Annotated in this window: 21 protein-coding genes; 3 read left to right on the forward strand and 18 right to left on the reverse strand. The window is 47.3% G+C overall.

The window, feature by feature from the left end; genetic code table 11:
* The 6 genes from grpE to gpr form a co-directional block, all read right to left on the reverse strand.
* Complete coding sequence (gene grpE / locus BpJC4_RS07110; RefSeq protein ID WP_151679807.1) at positions 1-705, reverse strand: nucleotide exchange factor GrpE; 705 nt, start codon at positions 703-705, stop codon at positions 1-3.
* A 116-nt stretch (positions 706-821) separates the two neighbouring features.
* Positions 822-1,850 carry a heat-inducible transcriptional repressor HrcA gene (hrcA, locus tag BpJC4_RS07115; RefSeq protein WP_151679806.1) on the reverse strand — a complete coding sequence of 343 codons (1,029 nt, stop codon included), beginning with the start codon at positions 1,848-1,850 and terminating at the stop codon, positions 822-824.
* 105 nt (positions 1,851-1,955) lie between these two features.
* The gene (gene hemW, locus BpJC4_RS07120; RefSeq protein ID WP_151679805.1) at positions 1,956-3,089 is read right to left on the reverse strand and encodes a radical SAM family heme chaperone HemW; all 1,134 of its coding nucleotides are present in this window, start codon (positions 3,087-3,089) and stop codon (positions 1,956-1,958) included.
* A 202-nt stretch (positions 3,090-3,291) separates the two neighbouring features.
* On the reverse strand, positions 3,292-5,124 hold the full coding sequence (gene lepA / locus BpJC4_RS07125) for a translation elongation factor 4 (protein ID WP_371862230.1): 1,833 nt from the start codon (positions 5,122-5,124) through the stop codon (positions 3,292-3,294).
* Between the two features lie 205 nt (positions 5,125-5,329).
* Positions 5,330-6,532: a stage II sporulation protein P gene (gene spoIIP / locus BpJC4_RS07130; RefSeq protein ID WP_151679803.1), complete on the reverse strand. Its 1,203-nt coding sequence runs from the start codon at positions 6,530-6,532 to the stop codon at positions 5,330-5,332.
* A 272-nt stretch (positions 6,533-6,804) separates the two neighbouring features.
* Positions 6,805-7,905 carry a GPR endopeptidase gene (gpr, locus tag BpJC4_RS07135; protein WP_151679802.1) on the reverse strand — a complete coding sequence of 367 codons (1,101 nt, stop codon included), beginning with the start codon at positions 7,903-7,905 and terminating at the stop codon, positions 6,805-6,807.
* A gap of 187 nt (positions 7,906-8,092) precedes the next feature.
* Here gpr and rpsT point away from each other — a divergent pair, with 187 nt between their 5' ends.
* Positions 8,093-8,353, forward strand: coding sequence for a 30S ribosomal protein S20 (rpsT, locus tag BpJC4_RS07140; RefSeq protein ID WP_151679801.1), 261 nt, complete (start codon positions 8,093-8,095; stop codon positions 8,351-8,353).
* 32 nt (positions 8,354-8,385) lie between these two features.
* On the opposite strand, the gene holA is transcribed toward rpsT, so the two are convergent.
* On the reverse strand, positions 8,386-9,417 hold the full coding sequence (gene holA, locus BpJC4_RS07145) for a DNA polymerase III subunit delta (RefSeq protein WP_151679800.1): 1,032 nt from the start codon (positions 9,415-9,417) through the stop codon (positions 8,386-8,388).
* A gap of 276 nt (positions 9,418-9,693) precedes the next feature.
* Here holA and BpJC4_RS07150 point away from each other — a divergent pair, with 276 nt between their 5' ends.
* Complete coding sequence (locus BpJC4_RS07150) at positions 9,694-9,828, forward strand: YqzM family protein (RefSeq protein WP_151679799.1); 135 nt, start codon at positions 9,694-9,696, stop codon at positions 9,826-9,828.
* Between the two features lie 89 nt (positions 9,829-9,917).
* Here the strand turns inward: BpJC4_RS07150 and BpJC4_RS07155 are convergent, their stop codons facing one another.
* Genes BpJC4_RS07155 through BpJC4_RS07165 form a run of 3 tightly spaced genes read right to left on the reverse strand, consistent with a single transcriptional unit; the run spans position 9,918 to position 13,533 of the window.
* The gene (locus BpJC4_RS07155) at positions 9,918-12,203 is read right to left on the reverse strand and encodes a DNA internalization-related competence protein ComEC/Rec2 (protein WP_151679798.1); all 2,286 of its coding nucleotides are present in this window, start codon (positions 12,201-12,203) and stop codon (positions 9,918-9,920) included.
* A 14-nt stretch (positions 12,204-12,217) separates the two neighbouring features.
* On the reverse strand, positions 12,218-12,817 hold the full coding sequence (locus BpJC4_RS07160; protein WP_151679797.1) for a ComE operon protein 2: 600 nt from the start codon (positions 12,815-12,817) through the stop codon (positions 12,218-12,220).
* 26 nt (positions 12,818-12,843) lie between these two features.
* Positions 12,844-13,533 (reverse strand): helix-hairpin-helix domain-containing protein, encoded by a 690-nt coding sequence (locus tag BpJC4_RS07165; protein WP_253693437.1) that lies wholly within the window; start codon positions 13,531-13,533, stop codon positions 12,844-12,846.
* Positions 13,534-13,626: 93 nt separating this feature from the next.
* Between BpJC4_RS07165 and comER the strand changes: the two genes are divergently transcribed.
* Positions 13,627-14,445, forward strand: a complete 819-nt coding sequence (gene comER / locus BpJC4_RS07170) for a late competence protein ComER (RefSeq protein WP_151679796.1) — start codon at positions 13,627-13,629, stop codon at positions 14,443-14,445.
* 91 nt (positions 14,446-14,536) lie between these two features.
* Here comER and BpJC4_RS07175 read toward each other — a convergent pair whose 3' ends face one another.
* The 8 genes from BpJC4_RS07175 to BpJC4_RS07210 form a co-directional block, all read right to left on the reverse strand.
* Complete coding sequence (locus tag BpJC4_RS07175) at positions 14,537-15,283, reverse strand: class I SAM-dependent DNA methyltransferase (RefSeq protein WP_151679795.1); 747 nt, start codon at positions 15,281-15,283, stop codon at positions 14,537-14,539.
* Complete coding sequence (gene rsfS, locus BpJC4_RS07180; RefSeq protein WP_151679876.1) at positions 15,280-15,633, reverse strand: ribosome silencing factor; 354 nt, start codon at positions 15,631-15,633, stop codon at positions 15,280-15,282. The genes BpJC4_RS07175 and rsfS overlap by 4 nt, the downstream gene beginning before the upstream one ends.
* A gap of 2 nt (positions 15,634-15,635) precedes the next feature.
* Complete coding sequence (gene yqeK, locus BpJC4_RS07185) at positions 15,636-16,205, reverse strand: bis(5'-nucleosyl)-tetraphosphatase (symmetrical) YqeK (protein WP_151679794.1); 570 nt, start codon at positions 16,203-16,205, stop codon at positions 15,636-15,638.
* Positions 16,195-16,767, reverse strand: coding sequence for a nicotinate-nucleotide adenylyltransferase (locus BpJC4_RS07190; protein WP_151679793.1), 573 nt, complete (start codon positions 16,765-16,767; stop codon positions 16,195-16,197). Before BpJC4_RS07190 ends, yqeK begins: the two co-directional genes overlap by 11 nt.
* Before the next feature lie 11 nt (positions 16,768-16,778).
* Positions 16,779-17,069 (reverse strand): ribosome assembly RNA-binding protein YhbY, encoded by a 291-nt coding sequence (gene yhbY, locus BpJC4_RS07195; RefSeq protein ID WP_151679792.1) that lies wholly within the window; start codon positions 17,067-17,069, stop codon positions 16,779-16,781.
* Positions 17,063-17,905, reverse strand: coding sequence for a shikimate dehydrogenase (aroE, locus tag BpJC4_RS07200; RefSeq protein ID WP_151679791.1), 843 nt, complete (start codon positions 17,903-17,905; stop codon positions 17,063-17,065). The genes yhbY and aroE overlap by 7 nt, the downstream gene beginning before the upstream one ends.
* A gap of 61 nt (positions 17,906-17,966) precedes the next feature.
* A complete protein-coding gene (gene yqeH, locus BpJC4_RS07205) occupies positions 17,967-19,073 on the reverse strand; it encodes a ribosome biogenesis GTPase YqeH (RefSeq protein ID WP_151679790.1) in 1,107 nt (368 codons plus the stop codon).
* A 2-nt stretch (positions 19,074-19,075) separates the two neighbouring features.
* Positions 19,076-19,594: a YqeG family HAD IIIA-type phosphatase gene (locus BpJC4_RS07210; RefSeq protein ID WP_151679789.1), complete on the reverse strand. Its 519-nt coding sequence runs from the start codon at positions 19,592-19,594 to the stop codon at positions 19,076-19,078.
* Between the last annotated feature and the right edge of the window lie 186 nt (positions 19,595-19,780).

Consider the following 19,780-nt stretch of genomic DNA (forward strand, 5'->3'; position numbering starts at 1 on the left):
TTACTGATTCACTTTCACCATTGACGGGCGGATGACTCTGTCTTTTAACATATAGCCTTTTTGGAATTCTTCAAGGACTACATTGGACGCAACATCTTCTTCCTGGCCCTGCATGATCGCCTGGTGGAAATGCGGGTCGAATTCCTTGCCAAGCGCTTCAATCGGCTCGGCGCCTTCTTTTTTCAGCGCCTCCAAAATGCTCCGGTACACCATTTCCATGCCGTCCAACAATTGTTTTGTATGATCGTTTTTCTCGGCCATGGAAAGCGCGCGTTCGAAATTGTCAATAGCCGGAAGCAGGTTCGTGATCAATTCTTGCGCCCTGTATTTTTCGGCCGCTTCCCGGTCCAAGTTCACCCTGCGCCGGAAATTCTCAAAATCGGCACGCAGGCGGAGGTAGCGGTTTTCGGCCTGTTCGAGCTCATTTTGCAGTTCTTTTATCGTCTGTTTCGCTTTTTCCAGTTCTTCATTGGCCGGCTGCGCTTCAGACGCGTTTTCTGCCTTCTCCTCTTCAGTTTTCGGCGCTTCCGCTTTTTCGGTTTCAGCGTCTTTGGTTTCCGGAGCCCCTTCCTTTGTTTCGGCGCCGCCGTTTTTTAGCGTATCAGCCGGTTTTTCCGTTTCTTTTTCTTCCTCGAAAACCGCTTCAATTTTTTCCTCTGCGGCTTCATGTGCGTTTTCAGATGGTTTTTTTTGTTCTTCTGCCATTTTTTGTTCACCCCCTTTAAAGTATAAACCGCCGGGCATAAAAAAGCACAATAAGAAGGACTTAAAGCATCCGGCCGCGCTTTAAGCCTTCCTACTTTCCAATATGTCCATATTGCCTATCGGTGATACAGTTTTGTCAAGGCATTGGTCATATCATTGCTTAAGAAATCCACAATACTGATGACTCGTGAATATTCCATACGCGTAGGGCCCAAAATCGCGATCTTGCCGACTGGTTCATCCCCGATTGAATAAGTTGCTGTAATCATGCTGCAGTCTTCCATCTCGGAAATCTTGTTTTCTTTTCCAATTTTCACGTGGATTCCGCTCGGTACTTGTTTTACAATTTCGTAAAAGCTGTCTTCCCGTTCAATCATGTCAAGCAAAGGCCGGACTTTGTCAAGGTCATGGAACTCCGGCTGGTTCAAAATATTGGCTTTTCCGCCGACAAAAATTTTCTCGTGGCGGCCGGCGTTGAACATTTTGATAATCGTATTCAGGATCGATTCATAATTTTCAATATGGCAGCGCAGAATATCCGCCACTTCTTTATGAATTTTATCTTTCAACTCCGAAATCGGCACATTGGCGAGGCGCTCATTAAAAATATTCACCATTTTTTCGAGCTGCCCCGGATGGAACCCTTCCGGTAGCGTAATCGTCTGGTTTTCCACGTGCCCGGTGTCCGTAATCATAATGGCAACAGCTGTTTTATCGTTAATCGGAACAATTTGCATGTTTTTCAGCTTCGTATCTTTCACTTCAGGGCCAAGCAGGATCGCCGTGTAATTGGTCATTTCGGAAAGAATTTGCGCCGATTTTTTTACAAGTCCTTCCATTTCAAAGATTTTTTCAGCGAAAATGGAATGGATTTGCGAAATATCCGCAGGCCCGAGTTTTTGCGGCGATAGAAGATGATCGACATAATAACGGTAGCCTTTTTCGGACGGAACCCTTCCGGAAGAAGTGTGGGTCTTTTCAATAAACCCGAGTTCCTCCAAATCCGCCATCTCATTCCGGATCGTGGCGGAACTGAAAGAGATCCCGCGTTTCTTGGACAGCGTTCTGGAACCTACAGGCTGGGCTGAACGAATAAAGTCATCAATGATCACTTGCAAAATTAACAGCTGACGATCAGTTAACAACTTCCATCACCCCTGTTAGCACTCAATACGAATGAGTGCTAATTTATATAAATAAATTAACAAAATCATGCGCCATTGTCAATATATTTACATGTTTACAGCTGGTCAGCCGAGCAAAAACGCTTCGAATACTTCGTTGCCGAGAAAGCGCCCTTTCCGCGTCAGCCGGATATGCCCGTCCACCTGTTCAAGAAGCCCCTTTTCCTCCATTTCCTTCACTGCATCGGCAAAAATTTCGGATAGATCCACTTGAAATTTTTCACGAAAATGGCGGATGCTAACCCCTTCATTTTTTCTTAAGCCGAGAAACATTTCTTCTTCCATTTTCTCCCGCTTTGTCTCCGGATGCTTCTCGATAACGGGAAGCATGCCGCCCCGAAGCAACTCGATATATTTTTTCAACGCGCCGTAATTCGACATGCGGACCCCGTTTTCATACCCGTGTGCCCCGGCGCCAAAACCGTAATATTCTTCGTTGTTCCAGTAAACGAGATTATGGCGGCTCTCATATCCGGGCAACGTGAAATTGCTGATTTCATATTGGCGGTAGCCGTGCTTTTCCATTTCATCCATTAACAACCCGTACATATCGGCCTCCGCATCCTCAGAAGGCAGATGGAGCTTCCCTTTTCTTTTTAAATGATAAAAAATGGTTTTCGGTTCAATGATCAAGGAATAGCTTGAATAGTGCTGGAGTTGCATGGACAATGCCTCATCCAGCGTATCACGGAAATCCTCCACGGTTTGCCCCGGAAGCCCGAACATTAAATCAAGGCTGATATTGGAAAAGCCAACCTTTACCGCATTTTCAATCGTCCGGTGCACGTCTTCGGCACGGTGCGTCCGCCCGATTTTCTTAAGCAGCCGGTCATTGAACGACTGGACGCCGAAACTTAACCGGTTGACGCCGTATTCGTAAAGGATCCGCAGTTTTCCTTCCGACGTCTCGCCGGGGTTCGCTTCAAACGTAAATTCGCCTTTCCCGTCATACGGCAGGATTTCGCGTATACCCGCCAGCAGGTTTTCAAGCTGGTATTCATTTAAAGCAGTCGGCGTGCCCCCGCCTACAAAAATGGTGTTCAGTTTTTCACATGCCCCGGCCGCCGTTTTCATTTTCATTTCTTTCAGCAGCATCTCGATATATTCATCCACCGGCTGGCCCTTTAATAAAAATTTATTGAAGTCACAATAATAGCAAATATGTTCGCAAAACGGGATATGGATATATGCAGCTTTCACTTCATCACAACCTTACTTGTCGGCTTTTTGAAAAATCCTTGTTATGCATTATCGGCGGGAATACCCGTGATGCGCGCCGGGATATCCCTTCTTCGAAAAATCCCCGGCTTTCCATCGCCGCCCATATTCAAGCAAAAAAAGAGAACAAAGCAGGAAGGGGCACGGGAATACACCAAAGCTGCCCCTTCCTGCCCCGGGCCGGTCATTTTTTCGAAGTATCGTCCATTTTCAATACTGCCATGAACGCTTCTTGCGGGATTTCTACGGAACCGACCTGCTTCATCCGTTTCTTTCCTTCTTTTTGTTTCTCCAAGAGTTTCCTTTTCCGTGAAATATCGCCGCCGTAACATTTTGCAAGCACGTTTTTGCGCAGCGCCTTAATGTTGGAGCGGGCGATGATTTTCTGCCCGACCGCAGCCTGGACCGGCACTTCAAACTGCTGGCGCGGGATGAGTTCTTTTAACCTTTCCACGATCGCTTTCCCGCGCTCGTACGCAAAATCGCGGTGGACAATGAAGCTTAAGGCGTCCACTTTTTCCCCGTTCAGCAAAATGTCCATCTTCACAAGGTTCGAACGCTTATACCCGATCAGCTCGTAATCGAAAGAAGCGTACCCTTTCGTGCTCGATTTCAGCTGGTCAAAAAAGTCGTATACAATCTCGGCAAGCGGGATTTCGTAAATGACATTGACGCGGATATCATCCAAATACTGCATATCGATAAAATTGCCCCGCTTCGCCTGCGCAATTTCCATGACAGCACCGACATAATCATTCGGCACCATTATGGAGGCGCGAACATACGGCTCTTCGATATATTCGATTTTTTGCGGTTCCGGCAAATTTGTAGGGTTGTCAACAGTCACCTCGCTGCCGTCCGTCAGTTTCGCTTTGTAAATCACGCTCGGGGCAGTTGTAATGAGGTCGATATTGAATTCGCGCTCAAGCCGCTCTTGGATAATTTCCATGTGCAAAAGGCCGAGAAAACCGCAGCGGAAGCCGAAGCCGAGCGCCTGTGATGTTTCCGGCTCATATTGCAGTGAGGAATCGTTTAATTCAAGTTTTTCAAGGGCGTCCCGTAAGTCGTTAAATCTGGCGCTGTCGACCGGATACAGGCCGCAGTAAACCATCGGGTTCATTTTCCGGTAACCCGGAAGCGGCTCTTTCGCAGGGTTTACAGTGCTTGTAATCGTATCCCCGACGCGCGTATCTTTTACATTTTTGATCGATGCAGTCAAAAATCCGACATCACCGACAGTTAATTCGTCGACATATACCGGCTTCGGGGTGCTGACGCCGAGTTCCGTCACTTCAAACTCTTTGCCGGTTGACATCATCCGGATTTTATCGCCGACTTTTACCGACCCCTGCATCACGCGGATATAAGCAATGACGCCTCGGTAGGAATCATACAGCGAATCAAAAATGAGCGCCTGCAGCGGAGCATCAGGGTCACCTTCAGGCGCCGGCACTTTCTCGACGATTTGTTCCAAAATATCTTCAATGCCGATCCCGGCTTTGGCGGATGCAAGCACAGCTTCCGACGTATCAAGGCCGATCACATCCTCAATTTCCTGCTGGACGCGTTCCGGATCGGCGGAAGGCAGGTCAATTTTATTGATGACAGGAATAATTTCAAGATTGTTGTCCAAAGCGAGGTATACATTCGCGAGCGTCTGCGCCTCCACCCCCTGCGCAGCATCCACAACGAGCACCGCACCTTCACAAGCGGCGAGGCTGCGCGACACTTCATATGTAAAGTCGACATGTCCCGGGGTGTCAATTAAATGGAGAATATATTCTTCTCCATCATTTGCTCTATATTTAAGCTGTACGGCGTTTAATTTAATCGTAATGCCGCGCTCGCGTTCCAATTCCATCGAATCAAGGAGCTGGTCTTTCATTTCACGCTGGCTTAACGCATGCGTCTTTTCCAATATGCGGTCGGCCAAAGTCGATTTCCCATGGTCGATATGGGCAATTATGGAAAAGTTTCGGATCCTCCTTTGCCTGTCTAGCTTTTCTTTACGGTTCATCATATCATTCACTCCTGTATTCGGCACATGTACACTATTTTTGATTATATCAGCAGGGAAACGGACATTCAATGAAAAACGACGGCGGGGTAAGCTCACCCGCAATCTGCCGCGGCAACCGCTCCGTACATAGCGCGGCCCTCTTTTCCTGCTATTCGCGACAGCTGCCCATGGAACAAAAGAAAAATCCGCCCATTGCCGGCGGTTAATTTTTCCCTGTTTCTGCAGAACCGGAACCACTCACGCTCTGCGCCTGCCAGTAATATTGGGCAAACACATCGGCAAATACATCCATCGTCCGGTACATCTCTTCAAATGTGTTATCGACGCCCCCGACTTCAATCAAAAAAGAATTCCCCGATAAATCCTGGTTGAATTTTCCGTTTGTGAGCGCGCCTTTTTTCAAGATGACACCCCTTGATAAATTTTTATATTTCTTTTTAATCAGGTTGTGCAAATCCTCGGCAAGCTTTGCATTTTTTTCCCAATTCGGGTTTTCCCCGCCAATAATAAAAGCGATTTTTGCGTAAGATTTTCCGTTTATTTCTACTGTCGTATCTTTTCTTCTTCTTGAGTCGCGGTGGACATCGATAAAATACTGGAGATCGCGGTCATTTTTCATGGCAGCTTCAACTACGGTCCGCGATTCCTGGTAGGACTGGGTATAGTCCATATGGTTCTGGACGAGCAATTTTTGAATATCGGTCGTACTGGAGGTGGCGCCGATCCCTCTGTCCTCCAAGTCCTGTGCCAGCTTTTCACCGACTTTCGTGACGTTGATTTTCGAGTGCTGGGCCAGATTCGGGTTCGTAACGCCTTTTAAATATGGCAAGTAAGATTCATGCGTATGCGTAAAATAGATAAATACTCGCTTTTTTCCGCCGGTTGTCCTTTCGGGAGGCTGCTTGGCTTCATCACTGCTGCTTTTATCATCAATTTGATCCGTGTTTTGCGTTGCCGGGTCTTTTGCTTTCAAAGCACTGTCGGGCGGGACGGATTCGATCGGCACATTTGTATAATTAGCGCCATCGCCGGCCACTAAAATTTTGCTGTCAAAGATTTCAAAGCCGGGCAGCTCGCGCCCAAGAAAACTGCGCGGATCTTCAAAACGGATGTTGGTCAACATTTCAAATACAAGATTGCTGACCGGACGCTCGTCCTGAACCGGAAAGTTGTGCACAAGCAGCTGGCTGTCCGACAGTAAGTACTTGTACAATGTTTTGCTTGAAAAATGTTTTGCCGCTTCATTGACAGCGGAAGACGACACACGGTATCCCGGCTTTAATGACGTCAGCGTGCCGATTAATATAAACACAAGCAACAGGGACATGATGACAATGGAAATCAGGTGAATGATACTTGTCAGATTGAGAATAAAAAAATGGCTGGATTGCCTGCCGAGTTTCATCGTCCCACCCTTTCCAATCAAGTCTATTACTATCTAATAAATCTTATGGCTTTCATAGAAAGAATAGAACGAAGAAATGCGGAGGGCGCTTGATTATCGGCGTTCGGATATTTTAGACTCCTGACTGGGATAAAGGAAACATGGCGAGGTATCGAGCCGATATTGACTAATCGTAGGGAAGCGGCCGGAAAATCCGCCAGCCGATAGCGCCAGCAGCTGGACATCCCGAAATGCGGAGGGCGCTTCTCCGGCATGGGAAAAACGCCCTCTCTTCATCCCGTCTTAAACCCTGTATTTTCTTGGTTGACGGATGAATGCAGGGCCGCATTCAGTCCGCTTGCCAACAGATTTGCCATATCCCCGATAAATACATCGATTTCTTTCGGCGTTACCATCAAATTATGGCCGAGCGGCGCGAGCACTTCATGGATCAGCTTCCGTTTTTCTTCATCTTCCAAATTTCCGACCATCCCCATGAACATTTTCCGCGCCTCACTCCCCGGCATATCCTCTTCCGTCAGGGTCCGCTTCTCACCGAATGTAAGCCCTGCCGGCGCAAGTGCCCGCGACGGCCGCGACGACTCTCTTATTTCTTTCCCGAAATGTTTTAAAAGGAAATCGATCGTATCGCTCGTAATCGTCACAGCGTCGACAACGGTCGGAACGCCAATCGCAATCACGGGCACCCCGAGCGTTTCCTTTGACAGCTCTTTTCTTTTATTGCCGATGCCCGACCCAGGCTGGATGCCTGTATCCGAAATTTGTATGGTGGCATTGACCCTTTCCAGCGAGCGGGACGCCAGTGCATCCACGACAATGATAAAATCCGGCTTCGTTTTTTCACTGACGCCGAAAATAATGTCGCTCGTTTCAATGCCGGTCAGCCCCATCACGCCAGGGGCAAGCGCGCTCACCGGCCTGTAGCCGGATTCAACGCTTTCCGGCTCCAACTTAAACAAATGGCGCGTCACAAGAACTTTTTCGCAAACAAGGGGGCCGAGCGCATCCGGCGTTACATTCCAATTCCCGAGCCCCACGACAAGACAGCTCGCATCTTCCTTGATGTTCAAATTTTTTAAATACCGGTTAAATTCTTCCGCAAATACTTCTTCCACTTTTTGCTGGACTTCCGTATCCCCGTTACGGATGCCCTGCACTTCAATCGTAAGATAATTTCCGGCTTTTTTTCCGAGCACTTTCTCCCCTTTTTTCGATATCTTCACGGTGGTGACTTTCATATCGTTTACAGTCCTTTCTTCCACCGTGACGCCTTCAAGCTCACCGCTTTCTTTATTTTTGATTTTTTCTTCAACGGCCAGATCACGGGCTTCAATCGCTAAATCCGTCCGGACGGAATAAATACTCAAATCCATTCGGTTTCCTCCTTTGGCGCTTCAATGTTTTTACCATTGTTTTTCCCTAATCCGGACAAACCATTCGGAAACCGGCAAATTGTTGTACAATGTATTGCAATATCACTTTCCATTTGTTACAATATCATTTGTTCTATAGTGCATGTGGACGAGTTAAAGATGTTTTTGCTCGCAGGAGGTGAAAGAAATGCCAAACATTAAATCCGCAATCAAACGCGTAAAAGTCAGCGAAAAAAATAATGCACAAAACACAGCGGCAAAATCCGCCATGCGTACTGCAGTGAAAAAATTCGAAGCTGCTGCTGCGAATAACGACGAAAATGCAAAAGAACTTTTAGTGAATGCGATAAAACATCTCGACAAAGCTGCATCTAAAGGTCTTATCCATAAAAATGCCGCAAACCGCAAAAAAGCACGCTTGATGAAAAAATTCTCCGCACAAGCGTAAAAAATAAAAAAGACGCCGATTGCGCGTCTTTTTTATTTTGTTCCTGCCTTCATCCCATGCAGTTTAAACAAAAACATTTCAATAATCATTTCTTTTTTCAGGCCGCTGGATTTCATTTCGTAGTCGCTGTCTGCAAGCAGCGACATAATTTGGTTCAGTTCTTCCTGTGTAAACAGTTTGGCCTGCCCGGCCGCCAATTTTAGCCTGTAAGGATGCACTTTTAAATAGGAAGCGATTTGCTGTTGTCCGTAACCGCGCTTCGCCAGTTCTTTCGTCTGGTAAATCAGCCTGAACTGGCCCGAAATAAGCGCCAAAATTTTTATCGGTTCTTCGTTGAGCTTTAAAAGGTCGTAATAGATCCGGAGCGCCTCATCAATTTTACGCTGGACCACTTTTTCCACAAGTTCAAACACATTTTGCTCAAGCGACCGCGCTGTTAAAGCGGCTACCATATCCAATGATATTTCATTTCCCTTGCCCGCATATAAACACAGCTTCATCATTTCATTGGCAAGGGCACTCATATCCGTGCCGGCAAGCGAAATCAGGAGTTCAGCCGCTTCCTTCCCGATCCGACAGCCTTCTCCGCCGGCGCGGCCAACAAGCCATTCTTTCAGCTCCCTTTCATTTAATTTTTTGGCTTCCCCGACAGTTGCCTGTTTTTTGAGCAGCTTCACCAGTTTTTTCCGCTCATCCAGTTTTTCATAAGGCGCAACCAGCACCAAAATGGAATAAGGAGCCGGCATCTTAACATATGCTTCCAGCTTGTCCAATTGGTGTTCCACTTTCTGCTTCGGCTTTTCGGCGGTTAAAAAGTACGGGTGATGCGCAATCACAATTCTTCTCTCCCCCATAAAAGGGAAAGTTTCAGCATCTTCAACAACCGTTTCGACCGGCGTTTCTTCCAAATCATAGGAAGCATAGTTAAAATCCATTTCTTCCGGGGCAAGGGCATGCCCAATCAATTTATTTTTCGTTTCCTGTATTAAATAATCTTCCGTGCCATACAATAAATAAAGCGGGGAAAATTGCCCCCGTTCGATTTTTTTCCATAACTCGTCCATTCTTCTCGCTCCCAAACTGCTCTACTTCCTATGGTATAAAAACTGGCGCTCCGTTGCAAGGAAAACAAATGAAAAAGGGGATTTGTAAGAAATCCCCTTTATCTATATAAACGCTAATGGAAAAGTCCCAGGATGCTTTCCCATTAACGGTGGACCCCTTTACCTTTATTGTCACCCGAAGGCCCAGGGCTATGATTGACAACTCCTGGCACCCAAAAATTTGTAGAAATGATTCAGAAATTATAATATAATCTAAAAAACAAAGGGGGGGATTAGATGAACGAATTCGAGCAGGATGTCCAGTCGAAAACAAATGATGTCGTCGACTCCGCTGCAGGGTTTCTCGTCTCTTTTTTATTTTTTGCCGTTATGTTTATCATTGCCACAGCTGTTGACATCATCGGGAAATAAAACTAAAGGGCCCGGGCGCAATCCGGCAGGGCAAAAGCCGGTTCGGCCGGGTTTTTTTGCTCCATCTTTCTTCTTGAAGCTACTTTATACTATGGAAGGACGGTTAAAAAGGTTCCCCTTTCTTTGAAAAAGCGGTACTGTACCGCTCCGTCTTCATCCGTGCGGAAAATCAACACATGCGCTTTCTTGAGTCTCCGAATTACTTCCTGGTTTGGATGCCCGAAGCGGTTATCTTTCCCTACGGAAATGACCACAACCGAGGGCTTATACTGCCGCAGCAGCGTTTCGCCCGTAGAGGTCTTGCTGCCGTGGTGACCGGCTTTCAGCACATCAATGTGCAATGCCGGATATGCCGCAACCAGCTTTTCCTCCCCCTCCTGTTCAAGATCCCCCGTAAAAAGCCATGTTTTCCCGCCCATTGCGGCGTAAAGCACAAGCGAGCCATTATTGCCTTCATACTTGCTGTCAAACGGCGAGACATATTGGAAAACGCCGAAATTGTTCCGCCATCCATTCCCGTTTTTCATCTCATAAACTGGAATCTTTTTTTGTGCAGCATGAGCGAGCATTTTCCGCATTAACGGCTTTTCCCACGAATGGGGCGAAATATGGATCTCTTTGACGCGCAATGACCGGATAACCGCCGCCGCACCCCCGATATGGTCTTCATCGCTGTGCGTTAAAATCAATTTGTCGATCGTACCAATTCCTTTGCTTTTTAAAAACGGGACAACAATATCTTTACCAACTTCAAACGGATTTTTTCTTTTTTTCCAAGCTGGTTTCTCAAACTGCACAGTTCCCCCTGTATCGATCAAATAGGTTCCCCTCCCCAGCGGAAGCCGGATTAAAATGCTGTCCCCCTGCCCGACATCAATAAATGTAACTTCGCCAAAAAGCGGATGATTTTCGCTTAAGATCAAGCAAAAAATAATAAAAACAAGCGGCAGCACGGAGCGGATGATTTTCTTTCCTCCCTCCATCAAGACAAAGCCATACACAATCGCCGCTGCTATAAGGATCAGCACCCAAAGCGGCGGCTTTCCGGTTAAAACGGTGGACCACCTCGTATCGATCATTTCCCCCATTTTTTCTGAAAGGGCAACCATCCAGTTGAAACATGAAGAAAAAAACGAAAAAAGCGGCGGAGCAAGCCATTCTGAGGCAAACGCCAAAACAGCAAGCGGAAGCAATATATAAGTGTACAATGGAATGTAAACGAGATTGGAAAGCAAGCCGATGGCGGAGAACTCATAAAAAGAATAACAGAGGACCGGCACAGCCGCCAATTGGGAAATGAAAGAAATGGCAAGCCCTTTTTTCAACGCACCCCGCATGTTTTCTAAAATGCCGCCCGAAAGCAAAAGGGCAAGGCAAACGGCAAATGACAGCTGGAAACCGATATTGTAAAGGATAAAAACATCTTTCAGCAAAAATAAAATAAAACAAATCGATAAAGCATCAAGTATGCCGACCGGGAGCTTTTTTTGGGCGGATAAAAGCAAAAGAACCGACATCGCGGCAGACCGTGAAACAGGCGGATTCAACCCGCACAGCACCGCATACACCGGCAGGATCAACATTAAACAGATGGCAGCGCGTTCCCTTGTTATGCCGATCCGGATCAAGAGATAAAAGCATGCGCCCGCTACCAATTGCACGTGCAACCCGGAAATCGCCAGCAGGTGGACGACGCCGAGCCTTTGGTAAAGCTGGTAAACACTGTCGTCAAAATTTTCCTGTTCGCCGAGCAAAAGCGCTTCCGCATAAGGCGCTGTACGTTCCGGGAAAGTATTTTCGATTTGAAGCAGGAGAGTATGGCGAATTTGCTTAAAAACGCTTCTCCATTGATGGGGTGGTTTGCCGCAGGAAAGGATACGGTCCGCTTGAAAAATCCAGTGGATATGCTGATGGGCTAAATATTCGCGGTAATTGAACATAGAGGGGTTGCGGTTCGGCTCCGGGGCTTCCAGTTCCCCTCCAGCCGTGCAAATCGTTCCGGGGGAAATTATGTTTTTTAAGTTTTCCAAATCCGTTTCCTGATTTGCATAATATTGGAATAGGATTTTTTCTTTTCCGGCATCCGCCGTGCCTTTGATATGGTTTCCGTCTATTTTCGGATAATCTTTGAAACGGACGGTCAATTGGGCGCTACCGGCTTGAAGCACTGTATGGGAGGTAGCGGATTGCCAAAAACCGCTAAAAAACCCCAGCCCGTAAAGGGCGGCAGATGCGAGGATAACGGGCCTCTTTTTCAGCATAAAGATGCGAATCCAAACCAAATGGGCGGACAGAACAAGAAGAAGCGGCGCATGAAGGCCTGCGAGCGCCCCGCTTAAAGACGCGAGCGCCGCAAACAGCCATTTTCCTTTCATCCTGCCGTCCGCCCTTACGGTTTTGGAACATGCCGGGTTTCCGCCAAAAATCCGCCCGCAAACAAAGCTTCAGCCTCTTCCCGCAAATTTTTTAATTCTTCGGCATCCGCGCCATGGTCTTTTGCAATCATAAACAACCTTTCAACCAGCTCGGCCTTTTCCTTTGCATGGATATCCAAAGATTCCGGCAGAAACGCCACATGTTCGACATGGACGCCCGCTTTTTCAAACAGTTCCGCAGCATACGGGTGGACCCGGTAATCCTGCGCATAGTAGACGGATTTAATGCCGGCCTGGATAATCGCTTTCGTGCATTGCAGGCACGGATAATGGGTCACATAAATTTCCGCATCTTTTGTCGCCACTCCGAACTTTGCACATTGGAGAATCGCGTTCATTTCGGCATGGATCGTCCGCACACAATGCCCGTCAATCACATAACACCCTTTGTCAATGCAATGTTCATCGCCCGCGATGGAGCCATTGTACCCGCCTGCGATAATCCGTTTGTCCCTGACAATTGTAGCCCCTACAGCCAGCCTTGAACATGTGCTCCGGTAGGATAATAAATGGCTTTGCGCCAAAAAATACTGGTTCCAGGAAATCCGGTCCATAGATTTCTACTCCTTTTCACTCATTTTTATTGCAGTGTAATTGAACTTTCAATTTTGGCAAACGTCTGGTCCCCAATCCCTGAGACATTTTTCAAATCTTCTGGTTTTTGGAAAGGCCCGTTTTTCTCGCGGTATTCAATAATCGCACGCGCCTTTGACGGGCCGATGCCGGGCAATGTCTCAAGCTGGGCTTCGTCGGCTGTATTGATATTGATTTTTTCGGCCGCCTCCCCGGGAGTTCCGGAAGCGGCATCAGAAGCAGGCTGCGCTGCAGTGCCGGAAGCCGTTCCCGCCGGCTGGGCCGGAACAGTTTTTTTGCCTTTTTCCGGCACTTGGATCACCATTTCATCCTTCACTCTCTGTGCGAGGTTCACCTGGGACTGGTCGGCATTTTTTTCAAAGCCCCCCGCTTTTTGTATGAGATCGTATACCCGTTCGTCCATATCCGCTTTGTATATGCCGGGATGTTTGACCGCCCCTTTCACATCCACGTAAATTTCATCAGGAACCTGCGCCTCCGCTGCACCGGACTGCGCCCCGGCGGTATCCCCGGCAGACGTTCCGGCCCCGGGCTGCACAGCCGTTTCAGACGGGGTATACTTCTGCTCAGTGCTGTCCATGTTTTTATTTTGGCTAAAATAAAACAATATTGCAATACTGATTGCCGCTAACGCTGCCGTAGCATGCCAGCGGTACTTGGAAAGAAACTCTTTCAAAACGGTTCACCTCTTTTTCATATCCGGTCTTCATTCCACATATATTGTTATGGAATGCTAAAAGAATTAGCAGCTGAAGGAGGGAAAGCCATCATGAACATTGGAGTGATCGGGACGGGTAATATGGGCAGCATTTTAATCGAAGCTTTGATTGATGTCGGTGCCATTACTCCTTCGCAATTATGGATTACGAACAGAACACCTGAAAAAGCCGAATTATTGAAAAATAAATATCCTGGCATTCGGGTTGGAAATATAAAAGATGTCATCCGGAATGGGGAATTGGTTTTACTGTGCGTAAAACCGCTTGATATGCACGGCATTCTGAGCAGGTACGGGGCTGCCTTCCGAAAAGAGCAGTGCCTCGTAAGCATTACGAGCCCGGTTACGGTTGAACAGCTCGCTTCCGTTGTGCCCTGCTCATGCGCAAGAGCGATTCCTAGCATTACGAACAGGGCTTTAGCGGGGGCCGTATTATTGACTTTCGGCAGCCAGTGCACAGATGGATGGCGGAAAAAATTAACCGCATTGTTTTCAAAAATTTCGAAGCCGATTGAAATCGGCCAGCAGATTACGAGGGTTGCCTCCGATCTTGTCAGCTGCGGCCCCGCGTTTTTCAGCTTTTTGGCGCAAAAAATGGTGGAAGGAGCCGTAAATAAAACAAACATCGACAGGGGCACCGCTACGGTACTGACTGCTGAAATGCTGGTTGGGGTGGGGGAGCTGTTAAAACAAAATTTTTACACACTGCCTGCATTGCAGGAAAAGGTGACCGTAAAAGGTGGTATTACCGGGGAAGGCATCAAAGTGCTCGAAAAAGAAACTGATGGCATGTTCGAGAAGCTCTTTGAAGCGACGCACGAAAAATTTAAAGAGGACATGGAAGCAGTTGCCAGGCAATTCGGCATATAATAATGATTCGACATTTTCTTTCATATTCCTGCACATCTTTTTAAATTTTTTTGCAAAAAAGGCATTCTGCCGCAAAACAGAATGCCTTTTTCTACCGTTTGATGCACGTAAAAAAGATCCTTTCGCTCTCAGGCCCCGGCGCTTCCGCTTTAAAATCGGCAGTAGGCGATTTTACTTCAAAGCCGGCTTCTCTAAGCCATTTCCCATATGTTTCAACCGGGAACGTGCGCTGCTTATGCAATTCGTCAAACCGTTCATACAGGCCAGTTTTTTCATCAAAAACAAAAAAACTTAACTCATGTTCAACCGAATGCGGGTAGGCGCCGGGAAAACTGTTCCAAATATAGGAGACGTCATCTCCGTTATCGGCAAACGTATGGTTTTGGAACAACCGGTCGATTTTATAAATGGAATGCACGTCAAACAGGAACATTCCGCCAGGCCTGAGTGCCCCATACACATGCCGGAACGTCTCTTTGACTTCGCTTTCCGTTTCCAAATAATTCAGCGAATCACAGAAAACCGCCACGATATCAAAATCATGAAGGCCTTCAAGCATGCACATGTTTTGTTGGAGAAAAACAATGTACAAGCTTTCTACAAGCGCTTTTTCGCTGGCAACAGCGAGCATGTTCTCCGACAAGTCCACACCGGTTACATCGTAGCCTTCCCTGGCGAGGTGCACCGACAATTCGCCTGTCCCGCAGGCAAGGTCAAGGATGCGCCTGCCTGTAATGCCATACTGCTGTTGCTGTGCTTTAATCCACCGCAGCCAATCCGCGTAAGGTGCATCTTCCATTAACACGTCATACACATAGGCGAAATCTTCATAGCTCATGACAGCACGCTCTCAATGCTGACGGATGGCGCGTCTCCCCAAAGCCTTTCCAAATTGTAATAATTCCGTTCATCACGGTTAAAAATATGGGCCACAATATCCCCGAGGTCAATCAGCACCCATTTTCCTTCTTCAAATCCTTCAATCCGTTTAACCATGTGCCCTGCTTCTTCGACTTTTTCTTTTACTTCACGGGCAATGGCCTGGATTTGTTTATCGGAATTGCCGTTGCAAATGAGAAAATAATCGGCAATTAATGATATCCCCCGCATGTCCAGCACGACAATATCTTCCGCGCGTTTATCGTCGCAAGCTTTCACGACTGTTTTTAATAATGCCTGATTGTCCAAATTCATTTCCCTTCTTTCTTCATCGCTAAATCATTGTATAACGCAAAAGTTTCCGGAAAAATGGTCTGGTGTTTGCTGATCAAAAATTCAATCGTATGCCCCGCCGCAAACAACACCGCTTTATCCAAATCTTCATCAGCAAGCCGCCTGGCTTCATCCACCCCCAGGAAATTGCGCCCTGGTTCAATATAATCGGCCAAATACACAATTTTCTCAAGCTTCGTCATGCCTGCCCGTCCGGTTGTATGATATTTTATCGCATCGAGTACTTCCCGATCAGTAATCCCGGCTTCTTTTTCCACCAAATACGCGCCGACCGGGGCATGCCAAAGTTCATGGTGGAAAGCAAGCAGCCGTCCATCCATCTTTTGGTCTATTATGATTCTCTTCATTTCATCCACCGGGCGGAACTTTGCGTAATCATGGAAAATCGCCGCCAGTTCTGCTTTTTTCTCATCTGCATGGTATTTTTTTGCCAGACGGACGGCAGTTTCCACTACACCGAGCGTATGGGCGTAGCGGCGTTCCGTCAGCTGTGCTTTGACAAGTTCCAATGCTTTCTCACGTTCCATATAAATGATGCTCCTTTATATATTCCCACACCGCATCCGGAATTAAATACTTGACCGACCGTTTTTTTTGCAAATGCGCGCGGATAAGCGATGAGGAAATATGGATTTCGGGAATTTCAACAAACTGTACCGGATAAGCGGTTTGATGCGAATGCTCCGGCCGGTTGACGCCGACAAATCGGACGAGCCGGACAAGCGCGTCAATGTTCCGCCATTTCGGCAAATATTCGATCATATCCGCACCGATGATAAAATAAAATTGGGTGTCCGGTTCGCGTTCCTTGAGCAGTACTATCGTATCATACGTATACGAGCGTCCGGGCCTTTCCATTTCAATCGTCTCTATTTTAAAAGCAGGCTGGCCGCTTGTGGCAAGCTCCAGCATATTCAGCCGATCCAGGTCCGTCACGCCGGCGGTTTTTTCTTTATGCGGCGGTTCCTGGTTCGGCATAAACCGCACTTCATCCAATTCCAATTCCTGCAGCACTTCGTTTGCAATAATGAGATGGCCGATATGTGGAGGGTCAAATGTTCCGCCTAAAATTCCCACTCTTTTTTTCATACCTGACCACCTTAAGGCAGAACGATTTCTTTATGATCCTTTGATTCTTTATAGAGGACGATCGTATTGCCGATGATTTGCACGAGCTCCGCCTGCGACCCTTCCGTAAGTTCGGCGGCAACCGTATCTTTATCGTCCTCGCAGTTTTGCAGGACACTGATTTTGATCAGTTCCCGCGCCTCAAGGGCATCGCTGACCTGCTTCACCATATTTTCATTCACCCCGCCTTTTCCGACTTGGAAAATCGGGTTCAAATGGTGCGCTTTAGAACGCAAAAACCGTTTTTGTTTGCCTGTTAACATACATTTCCTCCTAAATGTTTCAACACGATGCTTTTCATTCTTTCCGTATCCGGTTTAATGCCTGTCCATTTTTCAAAAGCGACCGCCCCCTGGTAAATAAACATGCCGAGGCCATTTTGCGTCCGGGCGCCGCGTTTTTTGGCTTCTTTTAAAAATTTCGTTTCAAAAGGATTATAAATGATATCGGAAACAAATGCACCTGGTTGTAAGTTTGCCAAGGAAACTGCCTGCGCATCCGTTTTCGGGTACATGCCGATGGAAGTGGTCTGCACGATGAGTGTATAGCTTCCGAGATTTTTTTCTGCTTCATCCAGCGTAAGCACCTGCGACGGGCACGGGTAAGGATTGGCATTTCGGATGGCTTCAGCTTTTTCTTTTGTGCGGTTCGATAGATCAACTTGCTGCGCCCCTTCACGGCACAGTGAATAATAAATCGCTTTTGCCGCCCCGCCTGCACCGATGACCAACACTTTATCGCCCGCTAAAGGCCGGCCGATTTCTTCCTTTAACGCCTGAAGAAAACCCGGACCATCCGTATTATACCCGATCCATCTGCCGCTACGCCGCACGACCGTATTGACGGCGCCGATCGTTTTTGCGATCGGGTCAATGTCATCGAGATACTGCATAATTGCCGCTTTATGCGGAATGGTCACATTAAAACCGGCCACCCCGATCGCTTTCATGCCTTTTACAGCCGCTTCCAGATTGTCCGGCGTAACATGGAAGGCATGGTAATACGCATCCAATCCGAGTGCCTGGAATGCATCATTGTGCATGGCAGGCGACAAAGAATGGGCAATCGGGTCGCCTATCACCCCATACAGTTCTGCCAAAATTCTCACTCCCTATTGTAACGGAAGAAAGGCAAGACCAACATTCCTGCCTTTCCCATTTTTAAATCAATGAGCGGCGGAGCATGACACGCACGCCTTTTGGCACATACGCAGCCACTACCGCACCCGGTTCATTGACCGTCACCCAGCCGAGCCCGGAAAAAACTATATCCGTTTTCCGCTCTTTAATGGAAAACTCATACCGCACCAGCTCCGGGAATTCGGCCAGCCGCCCTTTTCCCGGCGGCTGCAGCAAATCACCGAGCTGCCGTGCATACAATGCATCCGCATTTTCAAGTTTGGTGCGGTGGATTTTCAAGGCATTCGAAACATAGCAGACAAACGGGCGCCTGCCGCCTTTTATATAATCGAGACGGGAGAGCCCGCCGAAAAACAGCGTTTGTTTTTCGTTTAACTGGTATACCATCGGCTTGATTTCTTTTTTCGGCGTTATCACCTTCAATTCATTTTTGCCGACAAAATGGGCCATTTGGTGGTGATTGATAATGCCCGGCGTATCAAACAGAGAAGTCCCGTCATCAAGCGGGATCCCGATCATATCGAGCGTCGTCCCCGGAAAATAAGAAGTGGTAATCACATCTTTTTCCCCTGTTGCCTGCTTGATCACACGGTTGATAAAGGTGGATTTGCCGGCATTCGTGCAGCCGACAACATACACATCCTTCCCGTTCCGGTAATGGTCGATCGCCGCCATCGCCTCATCAATTGAATGCCCTTTTGCCGCGCTCACAAGCAGCACATCAACCGGTTGCAACCCGAGTTCTTTCGCCTGCTGCTTCATCCAGTTGACCATTTTCGCCCTTTTCACCGATTTCGGCAAAAGGTCTTCTTTATTGCCGATTAAAAGTACCGGGTTTTTCCCGACGAACCGGTGGAGCCCCGGCAGCCAGCTTCCGTTGAAATCAAAAATATCGACAATTTTAACAATCAGCGCGTCCACCTGCCCGAGCCGGTTTAAGATTTTTAGAAAATCATCGTCCGTTAAAGGGACATCCTGCACTTCATTGTAATGTTTCAGCCTGAAACAGCGCTGGCAAATGACCTGTTCTTTTTCCAGCGCAGACTTCGGGGCGTACCCTAAAACATCCGGATCTTCCGTCTGGATTTCCACCCCACAACCGATGCAATGCACTGCCTGTTTTTCCAAATTCAATCCTCCCAAGTTAAATAACCTTTTTTCCTGAACCAGCCCATAATTTGCCGTTCAATCATCCGGTTGAATTTTGTCAAAAATCCATCCGATTGCGCAACCGGAACGACAAGAATGGTATAAAAACCGTTTCTGTTCCCGCCGAGCACATCCGTCAGCAACTGGTCGCCGATCACAACGGTTTCCTCTTTTTTCACACCCATGATGTCAAGCGCCTGTCGGAAAGCTCTGCCACGCGGCTTTCTCGCTTTGTATAAAAACGGGATGCCAAGCGGGTCCGCAAACGTTTTTACCCTTGTTTCATTATTATTGGATACAATCGTTACTTTGATATCATGTTTTTTCATATTCTGGAACCATTGGATGAGTTTCGGAGGGGCGCTTGGCCTGTCCCACTCGACCAATGTGTTGTCCAAATCGGTAATAATGGCTTTAATGCCGTGCTTTTTTAATTCTTCCGGCTTGATCATTAGCACCGATTTCACTTGACGGTTTGGTAAAAAATTTTCCAGTAACAATCCGTGACACTCCATTCATTTTACCGTTCTCCTCATAAGATGCAAGCTTGGGCGCCCGTTTATGAGTATATTGTCCGTTTCCTGTTCATTCAAGTTTCTTTTATCATAACAATTTTAGCGAAAGTTTCAACAAAAAATCCAATTGTTTGCAGTTTTTCAGGCAGGTAAATGACAAATTCCCCGATC

The organism is Weizmannia acidilactici (assembly GCF_008974185.1).
Classification (GTDB): Bacteria; Bacillota; Bacilli; order Bacillales; family Bacillaceae_C; genus Weizmannia; species Weizmannia acidilactici.

Coding starts and splice junctions, on each gene's coding strand:
- grpE (WP_151679807.1), bottom strand. CDS start 705: ATGGCAGAAGAACAAAAAAAACCATCTGAAAACGCACATGAAGCCGCA.
- lepA (WP_371862230.1), bottom strand. CDS start 5,124: ATGAACCGTAAAGAAAAGCTAGACAGGCAAAGGAGGATCCGAAACTTT.
- spoIIP (WP_151679803.1), bottom strand. CDS start 6,532: ATGAAACTCGGCAGGCAATCCAGCCATTTTTTTATTCTCAATCTGACA.
- gpr (WP_151679802.1), bottom strand. CDS start 7,905: ATGGATTTGAGTATTTATTCCGTCCGGACGGATTTAGCGATTGAAGCC.
- rpsT (WP_151679801.1), top strand. CDS start 8,093: ATGCCAAACATTAAATCCGCAATCAAACGCGTAAAAGTCAGCGAAAAA.
- holA (WP_151679800.1), bottom strand. CDS start 9,417: ATGGACGAGTTATGGAAAAAAATCGAACGGGGGCAATTTTCCCCGCTT.
- BpJC4_RS07150 (WP_151679799.1), top strand. CDS start 9,694: ATGAACGAATTCGAGCAGGATGTCCAGTCGAAAACAAATGATGTCGTC.
- BpJC4_RS07155 (WP_151679798.1), bottom strand. CDS start 12,203: ATGAAAGGAAAATGGCTGTTTGCGGCGCTCGCGTCTTTAAGCGGGGCG.
- BpJC4_RS07160 (WP_151679797.1), bottom strand. CDS start 12,817: ATGGACCGGATTTCCTGGAACCAGTATTTTTTGGCGCAAAGCCATTTA.
- comER (WP_151679796.1), top strand. CDS start 13,627: ATGAACATTGGAGTGATCGGGACGGGTAATATGGGCAGCATTTTAATC.
- BpJC4_RS07175 (WP_151679795.1), bottom strand. CDS start 15,283: ATGAGCTATGAAGATTTCGCCTATGTGTATGACGTGTTAATGGAAGAT.
- yqeK (WP_151679794.1), bottom strand. CDS start 16,205: ATGGAACGTGAGAAAGCATTGGAACTTGTCAAAGCACAGCTGACGGAA.
- BpJC4_RS07190 (WP_151679793.1), bottom strand. CDS start 16,767: ATGAAAAAAAGAGTGGGAATTTTAGGCGGAACATTTGACCCTCCACAT.
- yhbY (WP_151679792.1), bottom strand. CDS start 17,069: ATGTTAACAGGCAAACAAAAACGGTTTTTGCGTTCTAAAGCGCACCAT.